Origin of the sequence: Pauljensenia sp. UMB10120 (genome assembly GCF_030212035.1) — a bacterium.
Lineage (GTDB): Bacteria > Actinomycetota > Actinomycetes > Actinomycetales > Actinomycetaceae > Pauljensenia > Pauljensenia radingae_A.
Genome location: NZ_JASODH010000004.1, coordinates 37,004 through 63,652 on the forward strand (window position 1 = coordinate 37,004; position 26,649 = coordinate 63,652).

A 26,649-nucleotide genomic window follows, 5' to 3' on the forward strand; every position below is an offset into this window, starting at 1 on the left:
TAGACAATGCGCACACACCATCAAGACAATGAAAGACACGCAATGACCAGCTGGCCACCCATCACCATCACCCAAAACGCTGACGGCACCGCCACCGTCACCTCAGCAGGCATCACAATTGCCCGCCTACAACCCAGCCAACACCTACACCACGACGCAATGAACATTGCCCTGGCACAAGCCAAACACTACAACCGCGCCCTACCCGTCACCGCAACAGGCCCAGAAGGCACGTACTACATGAGCGTGCACCCAGACGGACACATCCAAACCCATGACACACCCGAGCCGACAACCAGCAATACCGGAAACGCCAGCAATACCAGCAAAACCATAAACCCCAGCAACCCAAGCGATAACGAAGCAGCCACACACCACAACCAAACCCCCGAGCACGCGCCCACACCGACACGCTCACACCCGCACAGCAGGAAACACCGGACACGCCTCATCCTCACCGCACCACTCATCCTCCTCCTCATCATCGCCACCGCCGCAATCGTCATCAACAGCACGCACCAAACTGGCAAAACCCTGATCCACACCGACACACCCACTACCACTCAAAGCGCGCAATCCACCGCACCCGAAAACCCAGCCGAGAAAGCTCAAGACAAGCAGCGCACACCACAATCCACACCAACCACTCCGCCAAAGCCTGAACCAGCCGCAGCCACGACGCCACACACAGAACCAGAACCAGATCCCGAGCCCACACCCGCATCCGAGCCGGCACCGCAGACGCTCGAACCACCAACATCACCAGCACCAGAGCCGGCACCAGAGCCAGCACCCACAGGCGTCACCTCAATGAACACCTCAGTCACCACTGGAAGCAGCGGCGCTGCCACCTTTTCGATCACAGTTTCAGGAAGCGGATACATCACCTGCACCATCAGCATCGCAGGACAAGCAGCCAACGCCAGCACACCCATACCAGGAACAGCCACCGCCATCCTCACCGGAATCCCACTCGGCACACAATCATGGACCACAAGCTGCGACGGCCTCGTCAATACCGGCACCATCACCATCTACTAAGGAGACACCACCACTGCCATGCAACAACTCGAACGCCACAACGAATACATCGTCACCTTCGACGGACAAACCCCCGACGAAGCAGGAAGCAGATACTTCATTGCCCACGACTACACGACAGCCAAAGCCGAAGGCATCAACATCGCTCAGGAACTCAACTTAAACCCCAAGACAATCAGAATCTTCTACCGCATCACCATCACCGTCAACACCAACACCGTCGAGGTCGGGCAAGACACCAACTACGAAGAAGTACTCGAACAAATCTATAACGAGTTCAAACCCCTCTAACAAAAAAGCATGGTGCCAAACTGGCACCATGCCCCCAAACCCAACTTGTGATCCACCTCACCTTCCTGCTATGCCGCCAGATTCAAGGCTTCCACCACCTCGCGAGCAGCTATCATCAGCGCCTCATCATCAGCCTGCAACAGGCTGCCTTTGACACCACGCCGCGAACCCACCAACATAGTCATCCACGCGCGCGCAGCCTCACCACTCACACCCAAATCACCCAACCGTGGATCCACACTCGCCATTCGATGCCGCCTGCTACTATCACCCACCGCAAGCTCAGCTATACGGCGAGTTCCCGCCCACGCCAACGTCTCGGTCATTCCCGCCTCTATCAGCGCCGTCACCATACGAGCCAGCGGGCCCTCAAAATCATCGACACACACCCACGCATCACCCGTATCGCCCTGGCCGGGACGCACCCCAGCCTCAGGCATCATTGACGGCTCCACCGCCTCCTCCACACCAGCACACTTATCACGAGCAAAACACCGCCTATTCACAATCGTCGTCCACATCGCCCACGGCCGCGACGCCTCCACCACCTGCGAGGCACACGTCATCAGCACCTCCCACGCGATCCCACACGTATCAGCCACCGACTCAGACCACGACATCCGAGAAAACTGCACACCCCGAGAAATCGCATTTGAGAACTGGCGCGAGGCCACCTCCTGCACCGTCACCGCCAAGCACTGCGCCGCACCACCTACCCACCCATCAGAAGCCGCCTCCACCACCACACGCCGCAACCCCTCATTATCAGACATCGACAACGGCACAACACCCACACACGCATCAGACTCGCACCCATCCTGACCAGGACACAACTCGCCCTGGACAGGCGAATCACTCACCCCCGCCATCCAATGCAACACCAACCGCGAAGCCGCCTTACGACCCTGCACATACCGCATCTGGCGTGACAAAACCCCGCGCGACTCCAAACCCGCCAACGAGCGAAACACCGACCGGCGAGAAACACCCGTACACTCCACCAGATACTCCACAGCGCAAATCACCACACCACGAGCATCCGCAAGACGAGCCAGCTCAAACAACACCAACGACTGCGACGCAGTAAGACCTCCCACGCCACGCGCCCACACCAACCACGACGTCACGCCTGATCACCAACCAAACGGTCATACCGCTTCTGCGCCTCACGCACCTGCACAACCCGCGACACCCCCACACACTCAGCAGTGACCTCATCCCACACGCGAGACCACACCGGGTCAACATCCTCAGCAGCATCCCGCTCCAACGCCTCAACAGCACGCCGCCGACGCGAAGCTTCCGCATCCGACGCCACACGCTGAAGGCGCGCAGGCGCCATCAAAGGCGCAACATTATGCTCCAACCGATACGCCACCAACGCCGACAACCGGCCCACATCACCAGGCACCGGCTGATCCATCACCCGCCGAATCTCCCCCGGACGCCACCCCACAGCCAACCGCTCACGCAACAACTCGACCACCCTGGCAGCGCCAGAAGGATCCAACACCCTCAAGGGCGGCGGCAGACACTCCGCGATCAACTCCGCATCCGCCACCCCCAACAGGGAATCAATCTCAGCATCCACACCAGACCCAACCGAACCAAAAAACTCACCCTCGCGCGCCACAGGCGCTTCCTCGCGCGTAGGTTCGGTTTGGTTAGGTTTGGTTTGGTGGTTTAGTTGGGGGTTATATGTACATATGGGTGCAACCTGTTGCATCTGTGGACTACCCGGATTTGCATCTGTGGAACCCCTATCGTCTCCACATGTGCAAGATTTGCGTGTGTGGCCACAACCGCTACATTCCAACGAAAAGTCCACATGTGCAAGATTTGCATCTGTGGACTCAGCAAAATTACCCTCCACATCCAAATGCAGACGATACGTCGTGCCCGACCGATGCTTATGCGCTGACTTATCTGCACACGCACCCGACTGATCCCCACACCACGAATAACGCGGAACACGTGAAATGAGCCCATACTCATCCAGCGTCTTTAAGTGCGACGCCACACTCCGTAAAGAACACTCCGCACGCCGAGCAATCTCCTCACGCGAACGCCACGTCTCATCCTCATCGTTAGCGAACTCCGCCAACGCCAACAACACCAGCTTCTCACCCTGACCAAGACCCTTAATCCGATCAAACGCCCACGCAACAGCTCTGAAACTCACAGCTTGCCACCTCCCACCATCACCTGGCACAACATGGGAAAGCGCTCCGCTTCAGTATCCGAGTCATCCATCTTGATAAGCCCAAGCTGTTGAAGATGGATCAAAGCACCTTTCACATCATGAACACTTGAACGCGACCGGCGAGCTGGACGCTCTAGCGAGCGCAGCAACACCCAGCCGTCATCGCCAGCATCATCAGCCAAAGACAACAAGACCATCTTTTCGAGCACATCAATACCGTCGGTTAAACCAAACGCCCACTCAATCGCTTCGACACTCACAACGCGCCCCCTAACAGCAAGCGAGCCGACCAGCAACCCGAATCCGACCAACGACGCGCCTCAATAAGACCCGCACGCTCCAAAGACGACAAGCACGCCTCAACACGCGCCACACTCAAACCCGTCACACCCGACACCAAAGCCGGATCAACACGAACAACCCCACCGTCATCCGCTTTCCACGCCAAACGCAGAAGAACAAGCTTGTCACTCAACCGGCCACAACTGACCCGCCAAGCCCACTGAACAGCCTCAGCACTCACCAGACCCACCGCCAGACGCAGAACGACAAGGCAGCACCCGATCTTTCGGCAAAGGCAGATCATCATTGCGAGCTAATACCGGCTGGAGCAAGGATCTAATATCACCCTCCTCAAAACGGAGGCGACCCGAAGGAAGCCGTACATGCTTAACATCGCCATTTCTTGCCCATCGACGCACCGTATCTGGGGAAACTTCGAGAATTCGCGCCGCCTCGAATGCGTCAATGATTGTTGGTTGTTGCATTTTCTGCACCTCCTGCGCGCCATCTTTACACGCGCATTCAGTGCTGTCAAGAATCACTGTTGCATTTTCTGCACTTATTGCTATGATTTACACATGGAACGAAACGAGAAAGCGCCTCGCTTGGAGCGCATGACAGCAGACATGGCTGTTGGTATCTCCATTAACCAACACCTTTTTGCACACAGGATGTACGCCGTGAACCTCGCTCAGCTACTCGGACTGTCACGCTCAACTGTGACGCGAAAACTACGGGGAGATGTGGGATGGAGCCTGCAAGAGCTTCTAACCGTTGCTAATTTCTTCCAAGTTGAGCTAAACGACTTGGTGCCGACTCCTGACCGTGAGGGTGGCTGGATACCCGCCCCGTTCGTCCCCGGATACGCGAAAACCCCCGCTCTCGCGGGGGCTAGCTCAGAGCCACCTGTGGGAATCGAACCCACGACCTATTCATTACGAGTGAATCGCTCTGCCGACTGAGCTAAGGTGGCCGCCTTCCCTATCAGCGCTACGCGGCTCCGCCACGCGCATCAATTGATAGGCAACGACGTTTACTGTAGCCGACTACCCACGCCTGCGACAAATGCTCGACAGGTGGAGCGCGTCACGCCCAAAGGTTAGCGCCTAATCCGTGCACTGAAGACCGTCCTGCGGGACGGTTCCGTTGAGGAAGAAACCGTCAACAGCATCACGCACGCACCGCGACCCGTCGCGCGAATACGCCGTGTGATTCCATCCATCCCAGCTCACCAGTACACCTTTACTGAGCTGGTCGGCAAGCGCCTGCGACATCACATAAGGCGTGGCGGGGTCGTGCGTCGTTCCCACCACAACAATCTCCGGGGTGCTCAGCGTGGATCGGTCCGCGTTCGCGCGTAGATTCAATGGGCCAGCCTTCCAAAGCGGCAGAGGAATACCCGGCGAAACGACCCATGAACGGCAGCTCAGCTTTCATCTTCTCCGCTGCAGCAGCCCATTGCTCAATGTCTCCGACCGGAGAATAGTCCAGGGAGTTAATCACGCTGATTGCTTCCATCGAATTGTTCTGGTACGTGCCATCAGCGTTGCGTTCCATCAGCAGATCTGCGAGCGCCAGCATCGTTGACCCATCGTCCTGCTTGATTGCCATATCCAGCCCCTGGGTCAACGCATCGTGCAACTGCGTGTCGTACAGCAGGCCGATCACGGCGCTGAAGGCCAGGGAAGACGTCAGCGGTCGGTTAGGATCCTGCGTCTCAAGCGGTTTTTCTTCCAGTTGATCGAAGAACGCGTTCAGAGTCTCCAGTCCTTCGTCAACACTTGACCCCACCGGGCAGTCCGACGATGCGGAGCACACTTTAATCCAGTTTGCGAGGGCGTCCTCGAACCCCTGCATCTGCAGTCGTTCAACCTCGTCAATACTGAGCGACGGGTCGAGCGCACCGTCAAGCACCATGCGTCCGACCTTGTCGGGGAACAGCTCGGCGTACGTCGCTCCCAGGTAGGTGCCGTATGAGTACCCCAGATAGGTCAGTTTGTCCTGTCCGAGGGCGGCTCGCGCCATATCAAAATCCTTGGCAGCTGAGATCGTGTCAACGTGCTCGGCCAGGGAGCCGCTGTGTTCCTTACATCCAGCTGCCAGCTTGGCGGATTCAGCCTTCAGATCCTCAACAATTTCCTGCGGGGTGGGCTCTTGGGTGCTGTCGGATTGATCGGCTGGATCGTCGGACATTGCGGCCGTTTCATCGCGTTCTTTGTCTGTCAGGCAGATAACCGGCGTGGACTGGCCGACTCCGCGCGGATCCAATGCCACGATGTCAAAGCGGTCCGCCAGATCCATCGACAGTCCCTGGCTCGCAATGTAGGGCAAGATCGAAGTTGCCGGGCCACCGGGCCCACCGGGGTTATAGAACAATGCGCCTTCGGATTGCGGTGCGCGGTGAATGGCCAGCGCCAGTGCAATCACATCGCCGTCGAGCTGGTCCCAATCCAACGGTGCATACAGTGCGCCGCACTCATATCCGTCTGATGACTGCTGCGAGCCTTCCATCTGTTTGAGGTCGTCATCAGTGCATTCACGCCAGTTGACTTTCTGCTGGTAGAAGCCCTCAATGGTTGGTTCCGGCAGGTCACCCAAAGTGTCGCTGAACGTTGATCCCGAGGTGATGACCGTGCGACCATCTTCGCTCACGGCTGACTGCTGGTGAGTGGCAGATCCACCGCTCTTGCGGTCGTGTCCAACGATCAGCACGGCACTGACAGTTGCCAGCGCAACGACGACCAGTATGGCGAGCAGAACTATCACGATGTTGCGTGAACGCGTTTTCATGGGTCAAGACTAACAATGATTCAGCTGCCTACCCCAGTAGGAGGCCGGGGCCTCCCGGTTCACGGACAGTGTCGATGCGGTCGCGCACCCTCCGGCTGGACGCCACGCGCATCTAACGCAGCGCCACCACCATTGCTTCCATTGCGAGCAGTGGATTCGCACCGTTGGTCAGTCTGGTGCGCGCCTGGTCAATCACGTCGATGCGCGCAAGAGTCTGCTCCGGGCTGGAGGTGCGGGCGATATGTTCGATTACCTCCGCGACATCGTCATTCATCAGATCCTGATTCGCACCGAGCTGGAGCATGAGGACATCGCGGTACACGCTCATCACGTCCAGCAGGATCCGATCCAGCATGTCGGTCAGTGAGCGTTTCATGCGGCGGGTCTGATTTTCACGCAGTTGGCGCAGTTGTGAGCGCACATGCGGCGTCATCTTGTCGCCCTCGACCATGCCGAGCTGGTAACGCAACTTGGCTTCTTCTTCCGTGTTGCGCTGCTCGGCAACCGTCTCCGTGTCACTCTTCGCCATCTCAACTAGGTCATGGGCGGCGACAGCGGCTTCACCGACTGAGGCAACGTGAATGGCAGCGCGGATGCGTTGACGGCGCTTATCGCGCTCCTCGGGGTCACGCGCCAAGGCTTTCGCCCGCCCGATGTGGCACTGCGCTGCCCGCGCAGCCTCGCGCGCCACGTTCATGTCCACGCCGAGCTGCCGGACCAGCAGACCAGCCACAGCGTCAACCGATGGGATGCGCAAGGACAATTGTCGGCAGCGTGACCTGACGGTGGTGATCATGTCTTCGGAGCTTGGTGCACACAGCACCCACACGGTGCGCTCGGGAGGCTCCTCGATAGCCTTGAGCAGAATATTCAACGAGAGTTCCTGAATGCGGTCCGCGTCTTCAACAACGATGACGCGCCAGCGGCCCTGCGAGGGCGCCACCTGGGCGCGCATGATGATGTCGCGCACCTGTTCTGCAGTAATAATGCTGGTTTCTGTGGCAACACTCAGCACGTCAGCGTTTGTTCGAGCCACTGTCGTCACACATCCTGGGCACGTGCCGCACCCGATCTCACTTCCTGTGCACTGCAGGCACGCGGCAAATGCGAGCGCAGCGTTGGATCGCCCGGAACCCGGCGGCCCTGTCACGAGCCATGCGTGGGTCATGGAGTGGGTGCTGCGATCACTGTTGCCCTCGACGATGTGGCGGGCGGCGCGGGCAGCTTCCTGCAACGTGGCGACGGCCTTTTCCTGACCGACAATGTCATCCCATACGCTCATCGCTCACCTGCCTCACAGCGATACCGGCGCACAGGCCTCGTACAGGCGCTGATACCCGCTGGTGGGCACACCGCTGCAACACGTCGGGCTCAACACAGCAGTCCCTCACTGTCACCTTCCCACAACGTGCCCTGGGATTCTTTCAGCAAAGCCGCCACCATCGTGCCAGCCTGGTCCTCATCGCCTGTCTGCGATGCTGCATGCTCGGGCGCAGGCGCGTTCGACTGGGGTGATTCGGTCGCAGACAGCTCGACCTGATCGTGCGCCTCATGATTGACGAGGAGACCCAATGCGGGTCGAACGCGTTCCTCCAGTACGCCTCTGATCTCGCAGAACACTTCTTCAGGGGTGCCGACCGCGTCGATGACGACAATGCGGTCTGGGTAGCGATCTGCCAGGTGCAGGTATTCGTGGCGCACTCGCTCATGGAAGTCCATTGATTCACGCTCGATACGGTCAGCGGTGTGCGACGCCGTCCCTCGTCTGGCACCCACCTCGGGGGGCAAATCCAACAGCAAAGTCAGATCCGGCGACAGGTCCTCCGTCGCCCATTTTGACAAGGCCAGTACCTCATCCACGCCCAGTTCGCGCGCAGCGCCCTGGTAGGCCACTGACGAGTCAATGAATCGGTCAGCCAGCACTACCTGACCGGCCGCAAGTGCGGGTCTGATCACGGTTGCTACATGGTAGGCGCGGTCAGCCGCATACAGCAGGGCTTCAGTACGCGGATCCACGTCTTCGGGTCCGTGCTGAATGAGCTGACGCAGCTGGTTACCCATGTCAGTTCCACCCGGTTCGCGGGTCACAAACGAGACGCATCCAGCCTGATCAAACCACTCTTTGACGTGTTCGATCTGGGTGGTTTTGCCTGCACCGTCACCGCCTTCGAAGGTGATGAACAGGCCGCGCCTGCGCCGCGAATCCCCGCTGGAAGTGCTCATGAGCCTATCTTTGCACGAGGCACCGGCATTTGCGTACATGCACGCTGTTCAAGCCGACGCACTACTGGTCGCCATCCGCAGATGAGGCGTTCTTCTTCGACGCTGAAGCCTTGGACGTGCCCGACGACTTCTTCGCACCAGTCCCGGCGCTCTTACGCGTCGTCTTCGCACTCTTCGTGGAGGCTTTCTTGCGGGTCGTCCTGGTGGTGCTCTTGCGTCCGCGTTTGGGAGCAGGCCCCTTGGCGCGTTTGTCAGCCAGCAGTTCAAAGGCGCGGGCTTCAGTCAGCGACTCGATCGATTCGGATCGCGGCACCGTCACATTGGTCTGACCGTCCGTGATGTACGGTCCGAACCTGCCGTCCTTGACCACCACTTTCTTCTCAGAGATCGGGTCAATACCGAATTCACGCAACGGCGGCCTGGCCGTGCGGCCACGGCGTGTCTTAGGCTGAGCGAACAGTGCCAGCGCCTCATCCAACGTGATCGTCAGCAACTGTTCTTCGCTTTCCAGTGAGCGCGAGTCACTCCCCTTCTTCAGGTACGGCCCATAGCGACCATTCTGAGCGGTGATCACTTCGCCATCTGCCGGATCAGCTCCCACTTCACGGGGCAACGACAACAGCATCAAAGCATCATCCAGCGTAATCGTCGCCAGATCCATCGACTTGAACAGGGAAGCCGTGCGCGGCTTCACCTTCTTCTTACGCGTCGATTTCGCAGCGTCGCCCTCGTCGGCGTCCTCGGGCAGAACTTCGGAAACGTAGGGGCCGAAGCGACCATTTTTCGCGATGAGCATATGCCCGCTGGCCGGGTCGATGCCGAGCTCACGGCCATCATCAGCTGCCTGAGTGAACAGTTCGGCAATCTTTGCCTCATCGAGCTCGTCAGGCGCAACGTCCGGCGGCACGTTGGCGCGCACATCGTCACTGTCGCGCTCCAGATACGGCCCGTAGCGCCCCACGCGCAGCGTCACGCCGTTGCCGTAGTCAATCGAGTTGATCGCCCGCGCATCGATATTGTCACCCAGCGAGGCAACCTGGGTGCGCAGTCCTTCACGCTTCGACGAGGAAGACCCATCCGCCGCTGCGTCGGCCACTTCGTCACGCGGACCATCGACGCCACTGGCAGTCTCGGCCTCTGTCTGGCCTGCGCTGCTGCCGAGATAAAACTCCGTGAGGAACTGCGTCGAGTCCTCCTGCCCGCCCGCGATGCGGTCCAGGTCGGTTTCCATCGACGCCGTGAAATCGTAATCCACCAGGTCAGAGAGGTTTTCCTCCAGAAGGCGCGTGACGGAAAACGCCAGCCACGTAGGCACCAGGTACTGACCGCGGTGCGTGACGTAGCCGCGGTCTCCGATCGTCTGAATCGTTGCCGCATAGGTGGAGGGGCGGCCAATTCCCAGCTGCTCCATCATTTTCACCAGTGACGCTTCGGTGTAGCGCCCCGGCGGCTGGGTCTGGTGGTCTTCGGCTTCAGCGTGGTGAACCGTGACAGTTTCGCCTTCCACCACGTCAGGCAGCAGAGTTTCCGCTCCGCGCGCACCGCCCCGCGAACCTCCCTGCGAACCAGACTGCGAGGCAGATACTGCATCACTGCCGGGCTGCGCCTGTTCATCGCGATCCTTGTCGCGGCCTTCCTGATAGGCCAGTCGATACCCGGGGAACGTGATCGTTGTACCAGACACGGACGAGGTCACTTCCCGCGCGCCCGTGCCATCTGGCAGCTCGAGCACATCGGTGAGCTGGCTGAGGACACGGATCGTGGAGGTATGCCCCGTCGCATCCGCCATCTGCGAGGAAATTGTGCGCTTCCAGATCAGGTCATACAGTGCCCACTGCTGGCGGCTCAACACCGAACGCACCTCATCGGGGGTGCGGAAATGGTCACCAGCAGGGCGGATCGCTTCGTGTGCTTCCTGCGCGCCTTTGGATTTCGTGCCGTAGATACGGGGCTTGTCCGGCACGACATCGCTGCCGTACAGTTCAGCTGCCTGGGCGCGCGCCGCACGGATCGCCTGGCTCGACAGCGCGGTCGAATCGGTACGCATATAGGTGATGTAACCGGACTCGTACAGGGACTGCGCCGTGCGCATCGTTGAGGACGCATTCCAGTGCAGCTTGCGGGAAGCTTCCTGCTGCAGGGTTGACGTCGTGAAAGGCGCAGCAGGGCGACGGCGGTACGGCTTCTTCGTGACGGATTCAATTGACGAGGGAGCCTCACGCAGACCGTCCGCCAGGCGGTCGGCTGCAGCCTCATCCAGCGCCACTGTCTGAGCTTTGCGAGCCTTGTCCGACAGCACACCCTCTTCGGAAAAATCAGTGCCAGTGGCTACAGGACGCCCATCGAGCGCGCTCACACGCGCCGTAAAGTCACCCTCGTCAGCCTGAATGAAGGCATCGATGGACCAGTAGTCCGCGCGGATAAACGCCATGCGGTCGCGTTCACGATCCACAATCAGGCGAGTCGCTACCGACTGGACGCGGCCGGCCGACAAAGATGGGCGGATTTTGCGCCACAACAACGGTGAGACTTCATAGCCGTAGAGGCGGTCGAGGATGCGTCGAGTCTCCTGCGCGTCAACCAGGTCGGTGTCAATATCGCGCGTGTTGTCCAGTGCGCGCTCAATAGCCTCGCGGGTGATTTCGTGGAACACCATGCGCTTGACGGGCACCTTCGGTTTGAGCACTTCCAGCAGGTGCCACGCAATGGCTTCACCCTCGCGGTCCTCATCAGTGGCCAGGTAGAGCTCGTCAGCATCCTTAAGGGCGCGCTTGAGTTCAGTGACACGCTTTTTCTTCTCAGGCGTCACCTGATAGTAAGGAGTAAAGCCGTCTTCGACGTTGACGGCGAAACGACCGTACGGGCCCTTCTTCATGGACACGGGCAGTTCGGACGGCTGCGGGAGGTCGCGGATATGACCGACCGAGGCTTCAACACGAAAGTCCGGCCCTAAATAAGATCCAATAGTGGCCGCCTTCGCCGGAGACTCGACGATGACTAACTTCGACGCGCCCATGTCCCTCCATTCCTTCCTGCCTGTCCGTCATTTCGCCGTCCCGAGGGAAATTCACTTAGCCGCGAAATGTGGTTCGCTGATGACCATACAACGTTTAACCGGCATCTCGCTCACGGCGTGTCCTGTGAGCTGGTGCGCAATATGCCGAACTTGAGGAGGCGGATCACCTCCGGCGACAGACGATTTCGCAGGTCGCCGGGGTCAAGTTCCATGAGCGCTGCGATCGCGGCAACGATCTGTCCCAGGGTCAGCTCGCCGTCTGCAGCGCCCACCAGGCCGGCCAGTTCCGAACTCACCGAGGTTTTCAGTCCGACACCTCCACCCTGGAGCAGCTCGATCACTTGCGGGTCGGCCTCACCGGGCGCAAAATAACGCACTTGGGTGACATCCGGGCTGCACACGGCGTGCAGGTCCCATAGGAGGTCGGCGCTTCCGCCATCGGTGCTATCGCCCTCCACGCTGCCGCCATTGTCACTGCTGCCATAGATCTTGCCTCCGCCGGCGCGGGTGGCGACGAGCTGAATGATGTCAAGGCCTCGACGTATGTCTCGCCCGGTTGGCACATGTCCGGTCGCCACCGCGTCACATTCCACGTATGCGGGCCGGCGCTGCGTCGCCCGATCCGGCTCATTCCCATTGGCACTGGATGGTGAGGCGGCCACGTCGTCCTCGTCAATCGGACTACCCCCGTCGGCGGAAGGACCCTTCTCAGCGAAATCCGGGCGGCGGCGAGCTGCAATGAGTCCCATGCCGATCGACTGGACGCCGGCCGCGGTGAAGTCAGCCAGCCAGTCGGCGTATGCGCGTTCGAACGTGTCGCGGGCGGTGAGCGTGCCGCCGGAATCTCGCAGCCACATTTCGACGTATTGGGCAGGTTCGAGGCAGTCTCGCTGAATCACCCACGCGTCCACGGGGAGGCCGTCGAACCAGCTTCTGGGGTGATCGGACCATGTGGCGGTGGAGTCAGAGTCGACCTCCCAATTTGCCAGCATCTGAATGGTGCCGCCCTCGGTCAGGTGGTCGGGTGCCTCGCGAATGATCTGCGCAATCAGGTGGTCTCGCTGCGCGCCACCGTCGCGGTACTGCATCAATCCGGATGCGCGCACCGAATCGGGAGTGATGACGAATGGTGGGTTGGAGACGATCAGGTTGAAGCGCTCGCCGGCGACCGGCTCGAACAGGGATCCGCAGCGCACGTCAATGGCTACCTGATTCAGTGCGGCGTTGAAACGGGTGATTTCACAGGCGCGTTCAGACAGGTCTGTCGCCACGACTCGGGTGCAGTGCGTGGCCAGGTAGAGTGCCTGAATGCCGCAGCCTGTGCCGACATCCAGTGCGCTGTCAACGGGTGTGCGGTCGGTCAGTGTCAGCAACGTTGTCGTTGCTCCGCCGATGCCGAGCACGTGGTCAGGAGCAAGCGGCCTGCCCGTTGTGGCCTCTCCCAGATCGGAGAGGACCCACCAGTGATGGTCGCCGTCCGGCAGCGTGGCGGCATGTGGTCGCAGGTCAAACAGCGCGCGCATCGGAGCGGCGGCTGACTCGACATCGCTGCTGGTTTCACCGGCGTTCCCGGCGGGGTTGCCGGTCTCAGCGGCGTTCGCGTTCGCGTTCGCGTCGGCACCGCTGGTTTCGGCGACATTCGCGCTCGCGCCGGCAGGTGCGATGAGGCCGAGCGCGCAGGCCCCAGCGCTACCCAGAGCCGGCAATGCCGCATCGACGCGGTCATAGTCCACATCCATCCCCAGGATAAACAGCTGCGCCAACGTTGCGGCGGCTGCGGCGTTCCCGGCGGACTCACCATCAATCAGCCGCTGAAGCTCCACCATCGCCGGCACGCGCTGATCACGCATCAACGCATTCTGCGCCTGCTGGCTGAGCAGCGAGTCAACATAATCGACGGTGAAGTGAGCTGCTTCGAGGTCCCGGCGCAATGCCTCGATCAGATTGTCGTCGAGCGCAGGCGGTCGCGGCGACTTCGCAATGTCCGAGGGAGGGTGCGGCGGTTTCGTCGCGCCCGAGGGTGTCTGCGGCGGAATCTGCTGGCTCGCATCCGACACGTCATCTGTTCGCATGCACCCAGCCTACGCGGACGAGCCAACCTGAGGCCGCGAGGACGTCGCAGTTGCACATACCCCTAGATCTGAAGCTGCTCAATGCACATACCCCTAGTTTTAAGGTCTCTCGGTGCACATTCCCCTAGATTTAAGGCCGCTCAATGCACATACCCCTAGATTTAAGGTCTCTCGGTGCACATTCCCCTAGATAAACCTCGGATGTCATCGTCGGGGACTAGCCCGCGACCTCCTGACCTGCATGTTTAGAATTCGGGTGATGTGGCGTGACGTTAGATCTAGGGGAATGTGCACACAGGGCCGACTTTCTAGGGGTATGTGCACGTATGGACGCCTTTTTTAGGGGTATGTGCACACGGGCACGAGTTCTTGGGGCATCGTGCACCTGCACTGGGGCGAACCTAAGGGGAATCAAGGACGGGCAGCCCGTCTTACCTTGCGCCTGGCAGGCAACAGTGCTGCCCTAATTAGCCAGGGAGGGATCACCGATCCAGGCCATGAACAGCGGTGTGCCGGTCTGCGTGTCCGAAATGATCGCTAGGTATGGACGATTGAAGGTGAGCATCGGGGGTGGAGGCAGTGCCGTGTCCCCTGTGGCGTGTTCGGTGACGACCGCGGCAACCGTGCCTTCCTCCTTAATGATCAGATGGCCCTGTTGGACGAACTGCTGGAGATTCAACGCAGGTCCACTATCGGCGGAGGAACCGAACCCGGAGTAATCCCCTTCTGCGAGGCCTTCTGGCGCGCCCATATCCGTCACGACATCCAGCAAGCTGACCGAGGAGGTGAAGTTCGCTTTCGGCACTGACACTTCCACTTCGTCAGCGGCGGTTTGACTTAGTGCCTGCAACGCATCATGGACACTGGTGGGGCTGACCGTCGTCCCTTCGTGCGGCATCAGCAGATGCAAAGCCAGGTCCTCGCCTTGATACGGCATCGTCGCAGCGGTCCACTGTTCATCCTCCATGCCCTGAAACTTGTTCTGCGCCACCATCATGTCGACCAGTTTGACCGGACCGGCTGTGGTGTGGAACTCCATGCGCCGTGTATCTTTTTCGTCGAAGGGCTGTGCCCACGGCGCGCTGAATACGATGGCGTTTTGCCCCACCATGCGACTGAGTTCGTTCAGTCGTATTCCTGACTTGTCGATCATCCCGCCGCTGTGTTCATTGACCCACGTGTCCAGGTCCTCCTGAGCTAATGGTGACTGCAAGTCCAGGTCGGTGACATCCGTTTTCCACTGTGACGTGACGGCATCTTTCCACGTGGGGTTGGGCGTGAACTGATCATCAAACACCATGCGCATAGATCGGCCAACCAAGGGGGTATCAGCAACTTTCCCTCCCGCGACCTTCGACACGTCGCCTTTCCATCGATCCCACAGCCCCCACGATGCGGAAAACCGGTTGGCTGCCTCATCGGCACTCATGCCCATCAGTCTTTCGTACTCAGCGCGCGTGTCACCCTGCGCGCCCAGCGCAATCTGGGCCATCGCGGTGGCTGTGCCGACCGGAGATGTCAGCGCGTTTTCTCCAACTGCCGCACCATCTGACGTGGTATCTGCCGAGCTATTCGTCGCATCTGCGCTATTGGCACCGGCACCGCTTTCCGAGCCGTCCGTGCTGCCCGCCTTCATCGCACTGGCGAGGGTGGACAGCCCCATCGCATACATCGACACACGGGCTTGATCATCAAGCGCGTCAAAAGATCCGGCTGCCAGCGGGCCGACCTCGATGTCCACTGCTATCGGTTCGCCCTGATCCACAACGGTGCCGATGGGAGGCTGCCCATCGTCTGTGTCGACAGGATCTGCTCCGGACTGGCCGGTCCGGCCGGACTGGGTCCCGCCGCCCATCGTGCATCCAGCCACAAGGATCGCACTCCCGATACAACCGCACACCATGCGTCCCCACCGGAGGCGCCCCACAAAACCTTTATCCATGATCCATAGATTATGAGGGAGTGAAGCAGCCCACAACCCCCGTTACATAACTGAATACCCACCATTGCCAAGACGTGACATCTTCGTCGTCTGCCACGATCATCCAGTACCAAGGCCCCAACGCCTCAGCGCACCTATACCCCATGAGCTGAGCGGTACCACGATACGGTCATCCGCACAGGCTTCGGCCTCCCCTCGCAAATTCTCACTTCAGCGGCTATACGTGCCACACTAGGAGCTGACATTTTTCAGGCGGTGCGCTCGCCCTCCAGACAGCCTGCAGCATCGCAGCTTTGGCAGCAAGGAGGCTCATCGTGCGCGCACTTCGCAAAATGGCACAGGCACCAGGTTTGGAGCTGTGCGACATCCCCGAACCGGCAGTCGGCCCGAGTGAAGTCAAAATTAAAGTGCAGCGCGCAGGCCTGTGCGGCACGGATGTTCACCTGTTCAACTGGGATGGCGGAGCCCCCGGATCCCTCACCCCACCGCAGACGCTGGGGCACGAGTTTTTCGGGGAGATCGTCGAAATTGGCGAGGGTGTCGCTGCCGGATTCGGCTGCGACGAGCTACATCCCGGACAGCACGTATCAGTGGAGGGGCACATCGTGTGCGGCAGGTGCCGTAACTGCCGCGCGGGCCGCAAGCAGATGTGTCTGCGCACAGTCGGCATCGGCGTGAACCGCGACGGTGGTTTCGCTGACTATGTGGTGGTGCCGGCGTCAAACGTGTGGGTCCAGCCCGACCTCATCGACCCGGAGCTGGGCGCGCTTTTCGATCCGTTTGGGAACGCTGTCCACACCTGTCAGCAGGTGGAGATGACTGGTCAGGATGTACTGATTACGGGTGCAGGCCCTATCGGGATCATGTGCGTGGCGATCGCCCGACATGCGGGCGCGCGTCACGTCGTCATCACCGACGTTCAGGAGGAACGCCTGGACATGGCGCGCTCGGTAGGGGCGGACGCCGCGGTCAACATTACGCGCCGCACGGTTCCAGATGTGATGGCTGAACTGGGCATTCGTGAGGGTTTCGACGTGGGAATCGAGATGTCGGGAGCTCCCGGCGGGCTGACCACGTTGATCGACTGCTGCACCCATGGTGCGACACTGGCACTGCTCGGCTTACCGAAAGGCGCCTTCCCCGTGGACTGGGGCAAGGTCATCACCCGCATGTTCACCATTAAAGGGGTGTATGGGCGCCAGATGTTCGACACGTGGTATCTTGCGACGTTCATGATGGAATCGTCCGAACAGCTGCGCGAATCTGTTCGCTCCATCATCACGCATCGTTTTGCACCTGATCAGTGGGAGGATGCGTTCGAAGCCGCAGCCAGTGGCACGGCAGGTAAAGTCATTATCGACTGGGAGAAATAGAGATCCGAAGGAGCATTTCACAATGGACACACTCAGCGAACGGCTAACAGCTCACCTCGATCAGATTCGCCAGCAGGGACTGTATAAAGAGGAGCGCGAAATCCTGGGTCGTCAGGGCTCCCACGTTGACACTAACTCCGGGCAGGCGCTCAATTTCTGTGCGAACAACTACCTGGGACTGGCAGGGGATCAGAGGCTTGTCGATGCAGCGAAGGAAGCGCTTGACCGGTGGGGTTTCGGAATGTCGTCGGTGCGTTTCATCTGCGGTACTCAGGATCAGCACAGTGCGCTGGAGCGCGAGATCGCTCAGTTCCTCCGCATGGATGACTCCATCCTGTTTTCGTCATGTTTTGATGCGAACGGCGGCATTTTCGGTGCCCTTCTGGGTCCCGATGACGCCATCGTGTCTGACGAGCTCAACCATGCGTCACTGATTGACGGTATTCGCCTGTGCAAGGCCGCCCGCTTCCGCTACCGCAATGCCGACATTGAGGATCTGCGTCGCCAGCTCCAGGCAGCTCGAGACAGGAAGTGCGATCAGATCCTCATCGTCACTGACGGTGTCTTCTCGATGGACGGCTCGTTCGCTCCCCTTGAACAGATCTGCGATCTGGCAGAGGAGTTTCACGCCCTCGTCATGGTGGACGATTCCCACGCAACTGGATTTGTCGGCGAGCACGGTCGGGGAACTCCTGAGTACTGCGGTGTGGAGGGCCGTGTGGATATTCTGACCGGCACGCTCGGCAAGGCGCTGGGTGGCGCTTCGGGTGGGTATGTCGCTGGTCCGCAGGCCATTGTGGACACTCTGCGTCAGCAGGCCCGACCGTACCTGTTCTCCAACACGTTGGCTCCCGTTGTTGTGGCAGGGTCGCGTAAGGCTTTGGAACTGGCCGCCCAGGCTGACGATGCGCGCGCTCACCTGAAGGAGATGTCGGCACTGTTCCGCTCTCTCATGGAGGACGCCGGATTTGATGTCCTGCCCGGTTCGCATCCGATTCATGCCGTGATGTTCCGTGGAGATGATGGAGCGGCGTTGGCCGTCAGAATTGCGGCGCGTATGTTGGAGCTGGGTGTGTATGTCACGGCGTTCAGTTTCCCTGTGGTTCCGCGGGGGCTGGCTCGTATTCGCGTGCAACTGTCGGCCGCGCACAGCGAGGACGATGTACGCGCGTGTGTCAAGGCGTTCATTGATGCACGTGAGAGCGTTATTGGGTAGGCAGCTGAGGTCGGACTGACAGAGTGGACGAGGGTGACCAGTAATTACCTCATATAAGTCATGCGAAAAGATTCGAAGGCCGATACCCTAAAGAGGAAGCATCCAGGGCTTAAGGCCCGGATGTGTGGCAAATCGCCTCGTTTAGAGCTAAGGAGCTGCCATGCCGACTTATACACTGCCTAATCTTCCGTACGACTACTCCGCGCTGGAACCGCACATTTCCGGCAAGATTATGGAGCTGCACCACGACAAGCATCACAACACATATGTGACCGGCGCTAACACCGCCCTCGAAAAGCTTGCCGAAGCGCAGGAGAAGGGCGACTTCCCCACGATCAACAAGCTGGAGAAGGATCTGGCATTCAACCTCGGTGGCCACACCAACCACTCGATTTTCTGGAAGAACATGTCTCCGGACGGTGGCGGCAAGCCTGAAGGCGAGCTGGCTGAAGCCATCAAGGAGTTCTTCACTTCTTTCGACGCATTCAAGGGACAGTTCACCGCAGCTGCGACCGGTCTGCAGGGTTCCGGCTGGGCAGTGCTCGCATGGGACACAATTGCAGAGCGCCTGGTGACGTTCCAGCTGTTTGATCAGCATCAGAATGTGCCCGTTGCGACGGTCCCGTTGCTCATGCTGGACATGTGGGAACATGCCTTCTACCTGGATTACCTGAACGTCAAGGCTGACTACGTCAAGGCGTGGTGGAATCTGGTGAACTGGCAGGATGTCAGCGAGCGTCTGGAGCGCGCTCGCGGTTTCAAGGGTCTGGTTGTAGCCTGACTTTCCACTAACTGAATGCTCCGCGACAGCGCGGCGCACCACTGACCAAAGGTGCTCCGAAGTTTCATGCTTCGGAGCACCTTCTTTTTGCGGTTCACAGGCAGTGTGGCTCCTCGCCTGAAAGACGAGGAGCCACACTCTGCAGATCACCTGTGGCGGTGAACCGAATCGTTTACTAACGTCGACGACGCGCCAAGATCATGGTCGACGCGCCTGCAAGCAGCGCGAGAGCCGCTGCAGCACCGCTCATCCCAAGATCAGCACCGGTACGTGCCAGTCCCTTCCTGTCGGCAGCGGGCTTGACCGTGATGACCTGGTCAACCTTCGTCAACGTGACCTGGAAGCTATCAAGCACCTTGCCGTCCCTGTCCAGCACAGTCACGGTAATGACATCACCGACGCGCGCACCGGAATTCGGGGTTACGGTGATGTTGCCATTGTCGTTGATAACAGCCGTTCCCGGTCCTTTGACCTGGACAGTGGCACCGTCGGCGACCGGGCCACCGTGGTTGGGAACAACGACAGGCTTGTCAGCAGGAGTTGTCACATCATCCCAGTTTGGTGCTGCCGGGCATGCGGCAGCGGCGATGTCGAATGTCCATTCGGTCTGGACCGGTTCGCCCGTGGTTTCATCCTTCTTCACGATGTAGAGAACAGGGTCAGCCAATTTAGCCGTCACCTTCATAAACTGGCCTTTTTCGTCCGGCTCACCCTTCGCATTAACGCGGGTCTCCTCGTAAATCCACACCGGATTGTCAGGATCCTCCGCCTTTGGCAGGTTAACGGTCGCTTCTTCACCGCACTTGTCCGGTTGGGTGGTGGTCGGTTTCTCAGGCGCAACTTCCTTCACATTGGACTTGACGTATACAGTCCACCCAGTCAGATCGTCGCCTTCGACCTTTTCAATCTCGTAGCGACCATTTGCGTTCACAACGCCGCCCGTGTCAGCAAACTTCGCATTCAACGCGTAGGTCTTGATGCGACCCGTATAAGGGCTGAAGATGTCGAGATCATTCCCGGAAGCTGCTCTGGTAATGGGCGTCTGAGTACGATCAGCATTGTATTCCGCGCTCGGATGGTGAACTGCGTTGCCCTTGAAGTTGTAGGTATTGACAGTTTTCTGGCGGCTTTTTCCTTTGAAGTTTTCTTCAGTCGTACCTTTATAGGTACGATTCAGTCCGATCTTGACCGATACACCATCCGCATCTTCGGGGTGAATGACGCCTTCAGTCAGAACGAATTCAAAGTCGGTGTTCGCCTGCTGAAAGATCGAAATATCGTCGACGTTGGTGCCAGCCACGGTCGAGTGGGACGTGGCAAGATCACGCGCAAATCCTTCTTCGTCATTCATGACGTGATAACACGCATTGATATGCACATCTACATAATCCGTACCGTCAACGGTGCGAGTTGACGGCGTCTTCACGACATACGACGACTTCTCGCCATACGTCACTTGAACATCTGCCCACTCATAAGCAGGAATTTGCTTCTCAGCCGCATCCGGACTCGTCTTGCCGTAGAGAGTGCAGTACATCTTCATCTTTTTGGAAGTACCCGTACGCGATTGGTCGTACGTCCACCCCGGATTGCTGTCATACGCCTTCCACTTGAAGTTCAGCGTGTAACTGCTCTCAGGCGGTTCTTCAGCTGCCTGCGCCACACTTGTCATGCCCTGCACACCTGCGACCAGCGCGAAGGCTGCAAGAGCGCTCAGTGACGCCCTCGTTTTCATTCTCACAGTAGCGAGTCCTTTCTCAAACAAGATTGATGGTTGGAACATTCTACATTCCCAGTCCACAAAACCCAACACTTTGGTAGAAATGGCCCTCTCGCCAGAGCACCGAGTACCGCTTGAATGGCCGTGTTCGACTAATGATTGTGGCGGCATCGTTGCGTAGATCGTACTGGAAGGGATGCGCCACGGCCTGGTTCTTCGGGTGATATGTGCACGTTGCCCTCATTCTCAGGCTCTGTGGTGCACAATCCCCTCAATCTAAGGGCGGCGTGTGCACGAACCCCCTGATCAACAGCGGATGGGGCGCCCTCGTCAATTGCCATGCGGGGTGCGGGCGTGTACTGACAGACCTGGCCCCTGCCGACTCGCAGGAGAGGGCAGGAGCCAAAGAAGGGTTAATTGCCAAAACGTGGTGCTCCGGTTGAGTGTTTTGGCTTGTCAGGTCGGCGTTTCCTGGTGAACTTATGTTTTTCGGGGTTAAGTCGTGATGATTCTTGATTTCTTGTGTTGATTATGATTGGTGAGGAAATCCCGTCAGACTCGGCTTTGCCCGGTGTGCAGTCAGCCGATAAAGAAGAACCGTAAGACCGCTGCAGGCACGGGCTTCTCGGCGTGCATGTAGCACCACCAGAAAACCGCCTTGATCCGCCAGCTCAACCGCATACCCCGATGATCGCGCAGTATCTGACACAAAAGCGCTTTCACGGCCCCCTCGATCCGCTTGCTCATCGCCGGCATCACCCGCTCCCACGCCGGATCCAGGAACGTGAAGAACGCTCCACTACCTGTACTTCCCTGGGAGGTTGTGAACGCGTTGTGTGGGGGTTAGCCCGCTGCTGGCGGCGTGGCGTTGTTCGTCTTGTCGTGGCCGTTGTCTTGCCTTGAGTTTGCCGCTTCACTCACATGCCTACCAGTAGGGGGTGTCAGGGGATTCTATCGAAGTCACGACAGCGGCAATCTATCGGGCGATTTTATTTTGGAAGTACCACGTAGGTACCACGCGGGCGATTTTCTGAATCGCCGACCCTGACTTTTCGTTGGTATCTTGCGGTTCTTAATGGCGGTAGCGCTGGGATTCGAACCCAGGGTGGCTTATCACCACACAGCATTTCGAGTGCTGCACCTTCGGCCGCTCGGACACGCTACCTCGGCCAGTCAGATTACACGAAATCCGTCGCCCAACGCCACTTCAGCAGCGATCTGGCGGCTAACCGTGGCCAAAAACACGTTGCAAGGCGCTCGTCATCAGGAACACCCACGACCACGCAGGCGAACCCCCCTGGGCAGAAGATCCTCACCACGAGACTCCTGCGGGGCAGGTTGAGAAAGGCCGCTCGGCGTCGCCCTCGTCGATGAAGAGGCAGAACGTGTCGCCGCAAGGCGGGTGGAAACAGGAAGAACGCCGCCGGAAGGAGAAACGCTCGTCTGATGCTGCACCCTCTTCCCCAGAAAGAAACCTTTGAGCTGGACTTCCACTTCCTGGCGCAAGACTCCGCCGATCACTTCCACTGTGTGGTTCAGACGAGCGTCACGCACGACGTCGCGGAGCGAACCGGCAGCTCCGGCCTTCTCGTCCCACGCGCCGAATACCAGGCGGTCGACGCGCGAGTTGACCACCGCTCCGGCGCACATCGTGCAAGGCTCGAGGGTCACAACCAGGGTGCATCCCGCAAGGTTCCATGTGCCCATCGCGAGGCCGGCCTGACGCAGCGCCACAATTTCAGCGTGAGCACTGGGATCGTGGGTCGTTTCCCGCTGGTTCCAGCCTGACCCTATGACCGTGCCGTGCGGGTCCAGGACCACCGCTCCGACAGGGACATCGCCCGCTTCGCGGGCACGGTTCGCCAGAAACAGTGCGCGTCCCATCGCCTGGGACCATGATTCGTCGACCGTCACGAGGTAAGCCTACCGCGTCATCCACTCAGCATAAGAGCATCTGTTCGGCGCGCAATCGCCTCAGGCATGTCCGGCGCGGTACGCTTGAACCATGCACCTACATGTCGCTGATCATCCGCTGATTGACCACAAGCTCACTGTTCTTCGAGACAGCCGCACTCCGTCGGCAACATTCCGCCAGCTCGTTGACGAACTCGTCACCCTGCTAGCCTACGAGGCAACACGTCACGTTGCCGTGAAAGATATCGAAATTGAGACTCCCGTGTGCCCCACCATTGGGACACGACTGTCCGATCCACGTCCGATTGTCGTTCCCGTCCTACGTGCAGGCCTCGGAATGCTCGACGGGATGACTCGCCTGCTGCCCACCGCCGAGGTTGGGTTCCTGGGTATGAAGCGTGACGAGGATACGCTTCAGGTTGAAACCTATGCGAATCGGCTGCCGGACGACCTGTCGGGCCGTCAGTGCTTTATTCTGGATCCCATGCTCGCCACCGGCCACACGATGGTAGCCGCGACGAACTACCTGCTGGAACGCGGCGCCCGTGATGTGACGTGCGTATGCATTCTGGGGGCGCCAGAAGGCATTCATGAGGTGGAAAAAGCCGTGGGTGATCGCGCTAATGTCACCGTTGTACTCGCCGCCGTTGATGAGGGCTTGAACGAGAAGTCCTACATCGTACCCGGCCTGGGCGATGCCGGCGACCGCCTGTACGGCATCATCGACTAAGGAAAATGTACTGATGGGGGCGGCACACTTCCGTTCGCGAAGTGCGCCGCCCCCATCTGTTATGAAGTTTCTCCCTTGAATGGCAGCGACCGCGTAAAGCAGTGGCTGCCGTTGCTATCAGGAGGACAGCCCTATCTGGCACTGCTCAGCACACTGTCTGGAGCAGTGCCAGCAAGCTGCTTAGAACGCGGGAAGGACGGTGCCGTCTGACCAGTTCTCTTCGAAGAAGGTGCGGACCTCGTCGGAGTGCAGCAGCTCGTCAAGCTTCTTCACACCTTCGAGCTTGTCACCAGACAGATCCTTCTTCCACACGAGCAAGTTGGTGTACGGGCTTCCCTTACCCTGCTCGGCAACCAGTGCGTCACCATTGATGGTCAGGCCACCTTCCTGCGCGAAGTTACCGTTGATCACGGCGATGTCAACGTCAGACAGTGAACGTACCAGCTGTGCGCCTTCGGCTTCAAAGAACTCGAAGTTCTTGAGCTTTTCAACAGAGTTGATGTTGGCTGCCTCGTCACCCTCGGCAATCTTGACGAATCCGTTGGCTTCAAGCAGTTCGAGTGCACGACGCTGGTTGGTCACATCAGAGATGATGCCGATCTTGCCGCCATCGGGGAAATCCTTCAGGTCCTTGATCTTCTCGGAGAAGATACCGAGCGGCTCGATGTGGACGCCCTCGCCCTGGTCGAACTCATAGCCGAATTCCTTGACCTGGTCATCCAGGAAGTTCGGGGTCTGGTAGAAGTTCGCATCCAGGTCACCGCTGTTCAGCGCAACGTTCGGCTGATGGTAGTCGGTGTACTCGACGATCTCCAGGTTAATGCCAGCTTCAGCAGCCAGGTTGTCCTGAATAAAGTGCAGGACTTTGGCATGCGGTGAAGGGCTGGCACCAACGGTCAGGTCAATAACGCCGCCGGTTGCTGCGCCGCCTGCTGTGCCTGAAGCTGCCGTGTCGGTTGAGCCGCTCGTGGCGGTCTCATTCGAGCCGCCGCCGCAGCCTGCCAGAGCGAAGGATGCTGCCAGGCCACACACTGCGAGGGCCTTGAAAGAGCGTGTGTTCAGATGAGATAGACGCATGAGAGTTTCTCCAATCATGTTGCCGGTCTGCCAATGCAGACCGTTTCTAAATTCAGAATGGTCAAGTTTTCAGGTTTTTTCAATTGCGCTGAAGCATGAGAGATGAACGAGGGTGACGTTCCCGTTGATGCAATGCACTCCGCTCATGTTGCAGGCGTATTGCAGGTCAGATGCGACGGGGGTGCCGCGCAGATCTGGTACGGGCATGTGCCCGTGAAGTGTGCCGGCTGGTAGTGCCTCAGCGGTGGTCCACCAGCCGGCTGATCATGTCACCCATCATCTGGATCACCTGGACGATGATGATGATCGCAACGACTGCGCACAGCATGACGTCGGGCATGAATTGGTTGTAGCCGTAGTTGATGGCCAGCTTTCCAAGACCACCGGCACCGACCGCGCCAGCCATTGCCGAGTAGCCGATCAACGTGATCGCCAGGACAGTCACCGACTGGATCAGGGCAGGCAGAGCTTCGCGAACCTGGACACCCCAGTAGATACGCTGGTTGGATGCGCCCATCATTTGGGCTGCTTCAATCTTGCCGCGCGAAACAGCCAGCACGTTTGTTTCCACCAGTCGTGCAAAGAACGGGATGGCACCAATAATCAGGGACGGCATCGCGGCTTTCCAGCCGAGCGTGGTTCCCACCAGGAACCTGGTCAGCGGCACAATCGCGATCAGCAGGATGATGAATGGGAATGAGCGGCCGACGTTGACGATCACGCCGAGAACCTGGTGCACGATGCGGTTGGGCGTGAGCCCGTGGCGCGACGTGTTGACGACCAGCAGTCCAAGCGGCAAGCCGAAGATCACGGTCACCAGTGTGGCGACGCCGGTCATCACAAGAGTTTCCCACACTGCCGGCAGGAACTGCTTGGTCAGTGCCGGGTTGTCACCCCAGGTGGGTTTGTCTGCTGCAATCGACATCATGGCGGACTGAAATTGTGCAACACCGATGTGGGCAGCAAGCAGTACATGATTCATGATCATGCCAGCCTTTCAGTCGCGTAGATACCTTGGTCATGAAGCTGTTGAAGGATCTGCTGAGTGTGGTAGCGCGGCACTGACAGCGCCAGGCGTCCCACCTGTGTTGATCCGATGGACTCGAAAACCCCTGCGGTCACGTCGGCACCCATCGACGCGCTCATGTTGAGCACACTGGCACCGGTGGGCACACCGGGGCTTGAAGTGAAAATCAGGTCCAGCAGCGCGCGGTCTTCCGGGATCACGGCATCGTCCACGTTCGGCAAGGGGACCAGTTCCTGAGCCAACGGCGAGGACGGATCCTTCATGATCTCTTCGATCGTTCCACTCTGGAGGACGCCGCCGTGGTTGAGCAGTGTCACCGAGTCACAGATTTCGCGTACAACCGCCATCTCATGCGTGATGATCACAATCGTCACACCCAGTGAGTCGCGCAGGTCGCGCAGCAGATCGAGGATCTGGCCGGTTGAGTCCTGATCGAGCGCCGAGGTCGGCTCATCACAAAGCAGCACTGCCGGAGTTCCAGCCAGGCCGCGCGCAATGCCGACGCGTTGGCGCTGGCCCCCTGACAGTTGCGACGGATAGGAGCCGCCGCGTCCCTGCAGCCCCACCATGGTCAGGAGTTCTTCAACGCGCTCGTCGATTTCTTTCTTCGGGCGACGCGCAATCTGCAGCGGGTATGCAATGTTTTCTGCCGCCGTGCGCGCATCGAGCAGGTTGGCTGCCTGAAACACCATGCCGAAGTTCCGGCGAGCCTGACGCAGTTTCGCTCCGCGCAGCTGAGTCATGTCAACGTCGTTGACCACGATTTCACCACTGGTTGGGCGTTCGAGGGCGGTCAGACAGCGGATCAGTGTGGATTTTCCGGCCCCCGACTGACCCACGATTCCGTGAATCGAGCCCGCATCGACGTGCAGCGTCACGTCATCAAGTGCGACAACGTCATTCCCGCCGCGCAAGTGATACACCTTGCGTACGTCGTGAAGGTCAATCATG

General features: G+C 59.3%; 23 protein-coding genes, 2 tRNA genes and 3 pseudogenes. 7 read left to right on the forward strand and 21 right to left on the reverse strand.

Features of this window, described 5'->3' with window-relative positions; all coding sequences use genetic code 11:
- Positions 1 to 42: 42 nt before the first annotated feature.
- Both QP093_RS04920 and QP093_RS04925 read left to right on the forward strand, forming a co-directional pair.
- On the forward strand, positions 43 to 1,041 hold the full coding sequence (locus QP093_RS04920; RefSeq protein ID WP_285015198.1) for a hypothetical protein: 999 nt from the start codon (positions 43 to 45) through the stop codon (positions 1,039 to 1,041).
- An 18-nt stretch (positions 1,042 to 1,059) separates the two neighbouring features.
- On the forward strand, positions 1,060 to 1,332 hold the full coding sequence (locus QP093_RS04925) for a hypothetical protein (protein ID WP_285015200.1): 273 nt from the start codon (positions 1,060 to 1,062) through the stop codon (positions 1,330 to 1,332).
- A gap of 68 nt (positions 1,333 to 1,400) precedes the next feature.
- Here QP093_RS04925 and QP093_RS04930 read toward each other — a convergent pair whose 3' ends face one another.
- The 6 genes and pseudogenes from QP093_RS04930 to QP093_RS10035 all read right to left on the reverse strand — a co-directional run bounded on the left by QP093_RS04930 (position 1,401) and on the right by QP093_RS10035 (position 4,302).
- Positions 1,401 to 1,775 (reverse strand): hypothetical protein, encoded by a 375-nt coding sequence (locus tag QP093_RS04930; protein WP_285015202.1) that lies wholly within the window; start codon positions 1,773 to 1,775, stop codon positions 1,401 to 1,403.
- Between the two features lie 468 nt (positions 1,776 to 2,243).
- A pseudogene (locus QP093_RS10105) lies at positions 2,244 to 2,459 on the reverse strand (MarR family transcriptional regulator); the annotation flags it as partial.
- Entirely contained in the window at positions 2,456 to 2,965 is a 510-nt protein-coding gene (locus QP093_RS04935) for a hypothetical protein (RefSeq protein WP_285015205.1), read from the reverse strand. The gene QP093_RS04935 and the pseudogene QP093_RS10105, both read right to left, overlap by 4 nt.
- A 357-nt stretch (positions 2,966 to 3,322) precedes the next feature.
- Positions 3,323 to 3,544: pseudogene (locus QP093_RS10030) on the reverse strand (helix-turn-helix domain-containing protein); the annotation flags it as partial.
- Positions 3,511 to 3,795, reverse strand: coding sequence for a hypothetical protein (locus QP093_RS04940; protein WP_285015207.1), 285 nt, complete (start codon positions 3,793 to 3,795; stop codon positions 3,511 to 3,513). The pseudogene QP093_RS10030 and the gene QP093_RS04940, both read right to left, overlap by 34 nt.
- A gap of 252 nt (positions 3,796 to 4,047) precedes the next feature.
- Complete coding sequence (locus QP093_RS10035; RefSeq protein WP_350309969.1) at positions 4,048 to 4,302, reverse strand: helix-turn-helix domain-containing protein; 255 nt, start codon at positions 4,300 to 4,302, stop codon at positions 4,048 to 4,050.
- 141 nt (positions 4,303 to 4,443) lie between these two features.
- Between QP093_RS10035 and QP093_RS10040 the strand changes: the two are divergent.
- A pseudogene (locus QP093_RS10040) lies at positions 4,444 to 4,626 on the forward strand (helix-turn-helix domain-containing protein); the annotation flags it as partial.
- Between the two features lie 91 nt (positions 4,627 to 4,717).
- Here the strand turns inward: QP093_RS10040 and QP093_RS04945 are convergent.
- The 8 genes from QP093_RS04945 to QP093_RS04980 form a co-directional block, all read right to left on the reverse strand.
- A tRNA-Thr gene (locus tag QP093_RS04945) sits at positions 4,718 to 4,790 on the reverse strand.
- A 133-nt stretch (positions 4,791 to 4,923) separates the two neighbouring features.
- Entirely contained in the window at positions 4,924 to 5,130 is a 207-nt protein-coding gene (locus QP093_RS04950) for an alpha/beta hydrolase (RefSeq protein ID WP_350309960.1), read from the reverse strand.
- Positions 5,060 to 6,607, reverse strand: coding sequence for an alpha/beta fold hydrolase (locus QP093_RS10045; protein WP_350309961.1), 1,548 nt, complete (start codon positions 6,605 to 6,607; stop codon positions 5,060 to 5,062). Before QP093_RS10045 ends, QP093_RS04950 begins: the two co-directional genes overlap by 71 nt.
- A gap of 112 nt (positions 6,608 to 6,719) precedes the next feature.
- Positions 6,720 to 7,889: a DNA polymerase III subunit delta' gene (locus QP093_RS04960; RefSeq protein WP_285015212.1), complete on the reverse strand. Its 1,170-nt coding sequence runs from the start codon at positions 7,887 to 7,889 to the stop codon at positions 6,720 to 6,722.
- Between the two features lie 89 nt (positions 7,890 to 7,978).
- Positions 7,979 to 8,830, reverse strand: coding sequence for a dTMP kinase (gene tmk, locus QP093_RS04965; protein WP_285015214.1), 852 nt, complete (start codon positions 8,828 to 8,830; stop codon positions 7,979 to 7,981).
- Between the two features lie 61 nt (positions 8,831 to 8,891).
- Positions 8,892 to 11,846, reverse strand: coding sequence for a type I DNA topoisomerase (topA, locus tag QP093_RS04970; RefSeq protein ID WP_285015217.1), 2,955 nt, complete (start codon positions 11,844 to 11,846; stop codon positions 8,892 to 8,894).
- A gap of 110 nt (positions 11,847 to 11,956) precedes the next feature.
- A complete protein-coding gene (locus QP093_RS04975; RefSeq protein ID WP_285015220.1) occupies positions 11,957 to 13,918 on the reverse strand; it encodes a DUF7059 domain-containing protein in 1,962 nt (653 codons plus the stop codon).
- Positions 13,919 to 14,381: 463 nt separating this feature from the next.
- Positions 14,382 to 15,860 carry a serpin family protein gene (locus QP093_RS04980; protein WP_285015222.1) on the reverse strand — a complete coding sequence of 493 codons (1,479 nt, stop codon included), beginning with the start codon at positions 15,858 to 15,860 and terminating at the stop codon, positions 14,382 to 14,384.
- Positions 15,861 to 16,174: 314 nt separating this feature from the next.
- Here QP093_RS04980 and tdh point away from each other — a divergent pair, with 314 nt between their 5' ends.
- From tdh to QP093_RS04995, 3 genes are all read left to right on the forward strand, one after another.
- The gene (gene tdh / locus QP093_RS04985) at positions 16,175 to 17,233 is read left to right on the forward strand and encodes an L-threonine 3-dehydrogenase (protein ID WP_285015224.1); all 1,059 of its coding nucleotides are present in this window, start codon (positions 16,175 to 16,177) and stop codon (positions 17,231 to 17,233) included.
- A 22-nt stretch (positions 17,234 to 17,255) separates the two neighbouring features.
- Entirely contained in the window at positions 17,256 to 18,449 is a 1,194-nt protein-coding gene (locus QP093_RS04990; RefSeq protein ID WP_285015226.1) for a glycine C-acetyltransferase, read from the forward strand.
- 160 nt (positions 18,450 to 18,609) lie between these two features.
- A complete protein-coding gene (locus QP093_RS04995; protein WP_285015228.1) occupies positions 18,610 to 19,230 on the forward strand; it encodes a superoxide dismutase in 621 nt (206 codons plus the stop codon).
- Between the two features lie 175 nt (positions 19,231 to 19,405).
- On the opposite strand, the gene QP093_RS05000 is transcribed toward QP093_RS04995, so the two are convergent.
- From QP093_RS05000 to tadA, 4 genes are all read right to left on the reverse strand, one after another.
- The gene (locus QP093_RS05000) at positions 19,406 to 20,965 is read right to left on the reverse strand and encodes an Ig-like domain-containing protein (RefSeq protein WP_502929389.1); all 1,560 of its coding nucleotides are present in this window, start codon (positions 20,963 to 20,965) and stop codon (positions 19,406 to 19,408) included.
- A 564-nt stretch (positions 20,966 to 21,529) separates the two neighbouring features.
- Positions 21,530 to 21,706: a hypothetical protein gene (locus QP093_RS05005; RefSeq protein ID WP_285015231.1), complete on the reverse strand. Its 177-nt coding sequence runs from the start codon at positions 21,704 to 21,706 to the stop codon at positions 21,530 to 21,532.
- Between the two features lie 320 nt (positions 21,707 to 22,026).
- Positions 22,027 to 22,115: transfer RNA gene (locus tag QP093_RS05010), tRNA-Ser, on the reverse strand.
- A gap of 98 nt (positions 22,116 to 22,213) precedes the next feature.
- Positions 22,214 to 22,864, reverse strand: a complete 651-nt coding sequence (tadA, locus tag QP093_RS05015; RefSeq protein ID WP_285015233.1) for a tRNA adenosine(34) deaminase TadA — start codon at positions 22,862 to 22,864, stop codon at positions 22,214 to 22,216.
- 91 nt (positions 22,865 to 22,955) lie between these two features.
- Here tadA and upp point away from each other — a divergent pair, with 91 nt between their 5' ends.
- Entirely contained in the window at positions 22,956 to 23,594 is a 639-nt protein-coding gene (upp, locus tag QP093_RS05020; protein WP_285015235.1) for a uracil phosphoribosyltransferase, read from the forward strand.
- A gap of 180 nt (positions 23,595 to 23,774) precedes the next feature.
- Here the strand turns inward: upp and QP093_RS05025 are convergent, their stop codons facing one another.
- From QP093_RS05025 to QP093_RS05035, 3 genes are all read right to left on the reverse strand, one after another.
- Positions 23,775 to 24,671, reverse strand: a complete 897-nt coding sequence (locus QP093_RS05025; RefSeq protein WP_285015237.1) for a MetQ/NlpA family ABC transporter substrate-binding protein — start codon at positions 24,669 to 24,671, stop codon at positions 23,775 to 23,777.
- A gap of 238 nt (positions 24,672 to 24,909) precedes the next feature.
- Positions 24,910 to 25,653, reverse strand: coding sequence for a methionine ABC transporter permease (locus QP093_RS05030; RefSeq protein WP_371935795.1), 744 nt, complete (start codon positions 25,651 to 25,653; stop codon positions 24,910 to 24,912).
- A gap of 2 nt (positions 25,654 to 25,655) precedes the next feature.
- Positions 25,656 to 26,648 (reverse strand): methionine ABC transporter ATP-binding protein, encoded by a 993-nt coding sequence (locus QP093_RS05035; RefSeq protein WP_070728038.1) that lies wholly within the window; start codon positions 26,646 to 26,648, stop codon positions 25,656 to 25,658.
- Position 26,649 lies beyond the last annotated feature (1 nt).

Excerpts from the sequence above, each read along its gene's own strand:
- QP093_RS05005 (WP_285015231.1), bottom strand. The coding sequence starts at position 21,706 with ATGCCGGCGATGAGCAAGCGGATCGAGGGGGCCGTGAAAGCGCTTTTG.
- upp (WP_285015235.1), top strand. The coding sequence starts at position 22,956 with ATGCACCTACATGTCGCTGATCATCCGCTGATTGACCACAAGCTCACT.
- QP093_RS10045 (WP_350309961.1), bottom strand. The coding sequence starts at position 6,607 with ATGAAAACGCGTTCACGCAACATCGTGATAGTTCTGCTCGCCATACTG.
- QP093_RS05035 (WP_070728038.1), bottom strand. The coding sequence starts at position 26,648 with ATGATTGACCTTCACGACGTACGCAAGGTGTATCACTTGCGCGGCGGG.
- QP093_RS05000 (WP_502929389.1), bottom strand. The coding sequence starts at position 20,965 with ATGAAAACGAGGGCGTCACTGAGCGCTCTTGCAGCCTTCGCGCTGGTC.
- QP093_RS04925 (WP_285015200.1), top strand. The coding sequence starts at position 1,060 with ATGCAACAACTCGAACGCCACAACGAATACATCGTCACCTTCGACGGA.
- QP093_RS04980 (WP_285015222.1), bottom strand. The coding sequence starts at position 15,860 with ATGGATAAAGGTTTTGTGGGGCGCCTCCGGTGGGGACGCATGGTGTGC.
- QP093_RS10035 (WP_350309969.1), bottom strand. The coding sequence starts at position 4,302 with ATGCAACAACCAACAATCATTGACGCATTCGAGGCGGCGCGAATTCTC.
- QP093_RS05025 (WP_285015237.1), bottom strand. The coding sequence starts at position 24,671 with ATGCGTCTATCTCATCTGAACACACGCTCTTTCAAGGCCCTCGCAGTG.
- QP093_RS04975 (WP_285015220.1), bottom strand. The coding sequence starts at position 13,918 with ATGCGAACAGATGACGTGTCGGATGCGAGCCAGCAGATTCCGCCGCAG.
- topA (WP_285015217.1), bottom strand. The coding sequence starts at position 11,846 with ATGGGCGCGTCGAAGTTAGTCATCGTCGAGTCTCCGGCGAAGGCGGCC.
- QP093_RS04930 (WP_285015202.1), bottom strand. The coding sequence starts at position 1,775 with ATGATGCCTGAGGCTGGGGTGCGTCCCGGCCAGGGCGATACGGGTGAT.
- tmk (WP_285015214.1), bottom strand. The coding sequence starts at position 8,830 with ATGAGCACTTCCAGCGGGGATTCGCGGCGCAGGCGCGGCCTGTTCATC.
- QP093_RS04990 (WP_285015226.1), top strand. The coding sequence starts at position 17,256 with ATGGACACACTCAGCGAACGGCTAACAGCTCACCTCGATCAGATTCGC.
- QP093_RS04960 (WP_285015212.1), bottom strand. The coding sequence starts at position 7,889 with ATGAGCGTATGGGATGACATTGTCGGTCAGGAAAAGGCCGTCGCCACG.
- QP093_RS04995 (WP_285015228.1), top strand. The coding sequence starts at position 18,610 with ATGCCGACTTATACACTGCCTAATCTTCCGTACGACTACTCCGCGCTG.
- QP093_RS05030 (WP_371935795.1), bottom strand. The coding sequence starts at position 25,653 with ATGAATCATGTACTGCTTGCTGCCCACATCGGTGTTGCACAATTTCAG.
- QP093_RS04920 (WP_285015198.1), top strand. The coding sequence starts at position 43 with ATGACCAGCTGGCCACCCATCACCATCACCCAAAACGCTGACGGCACC.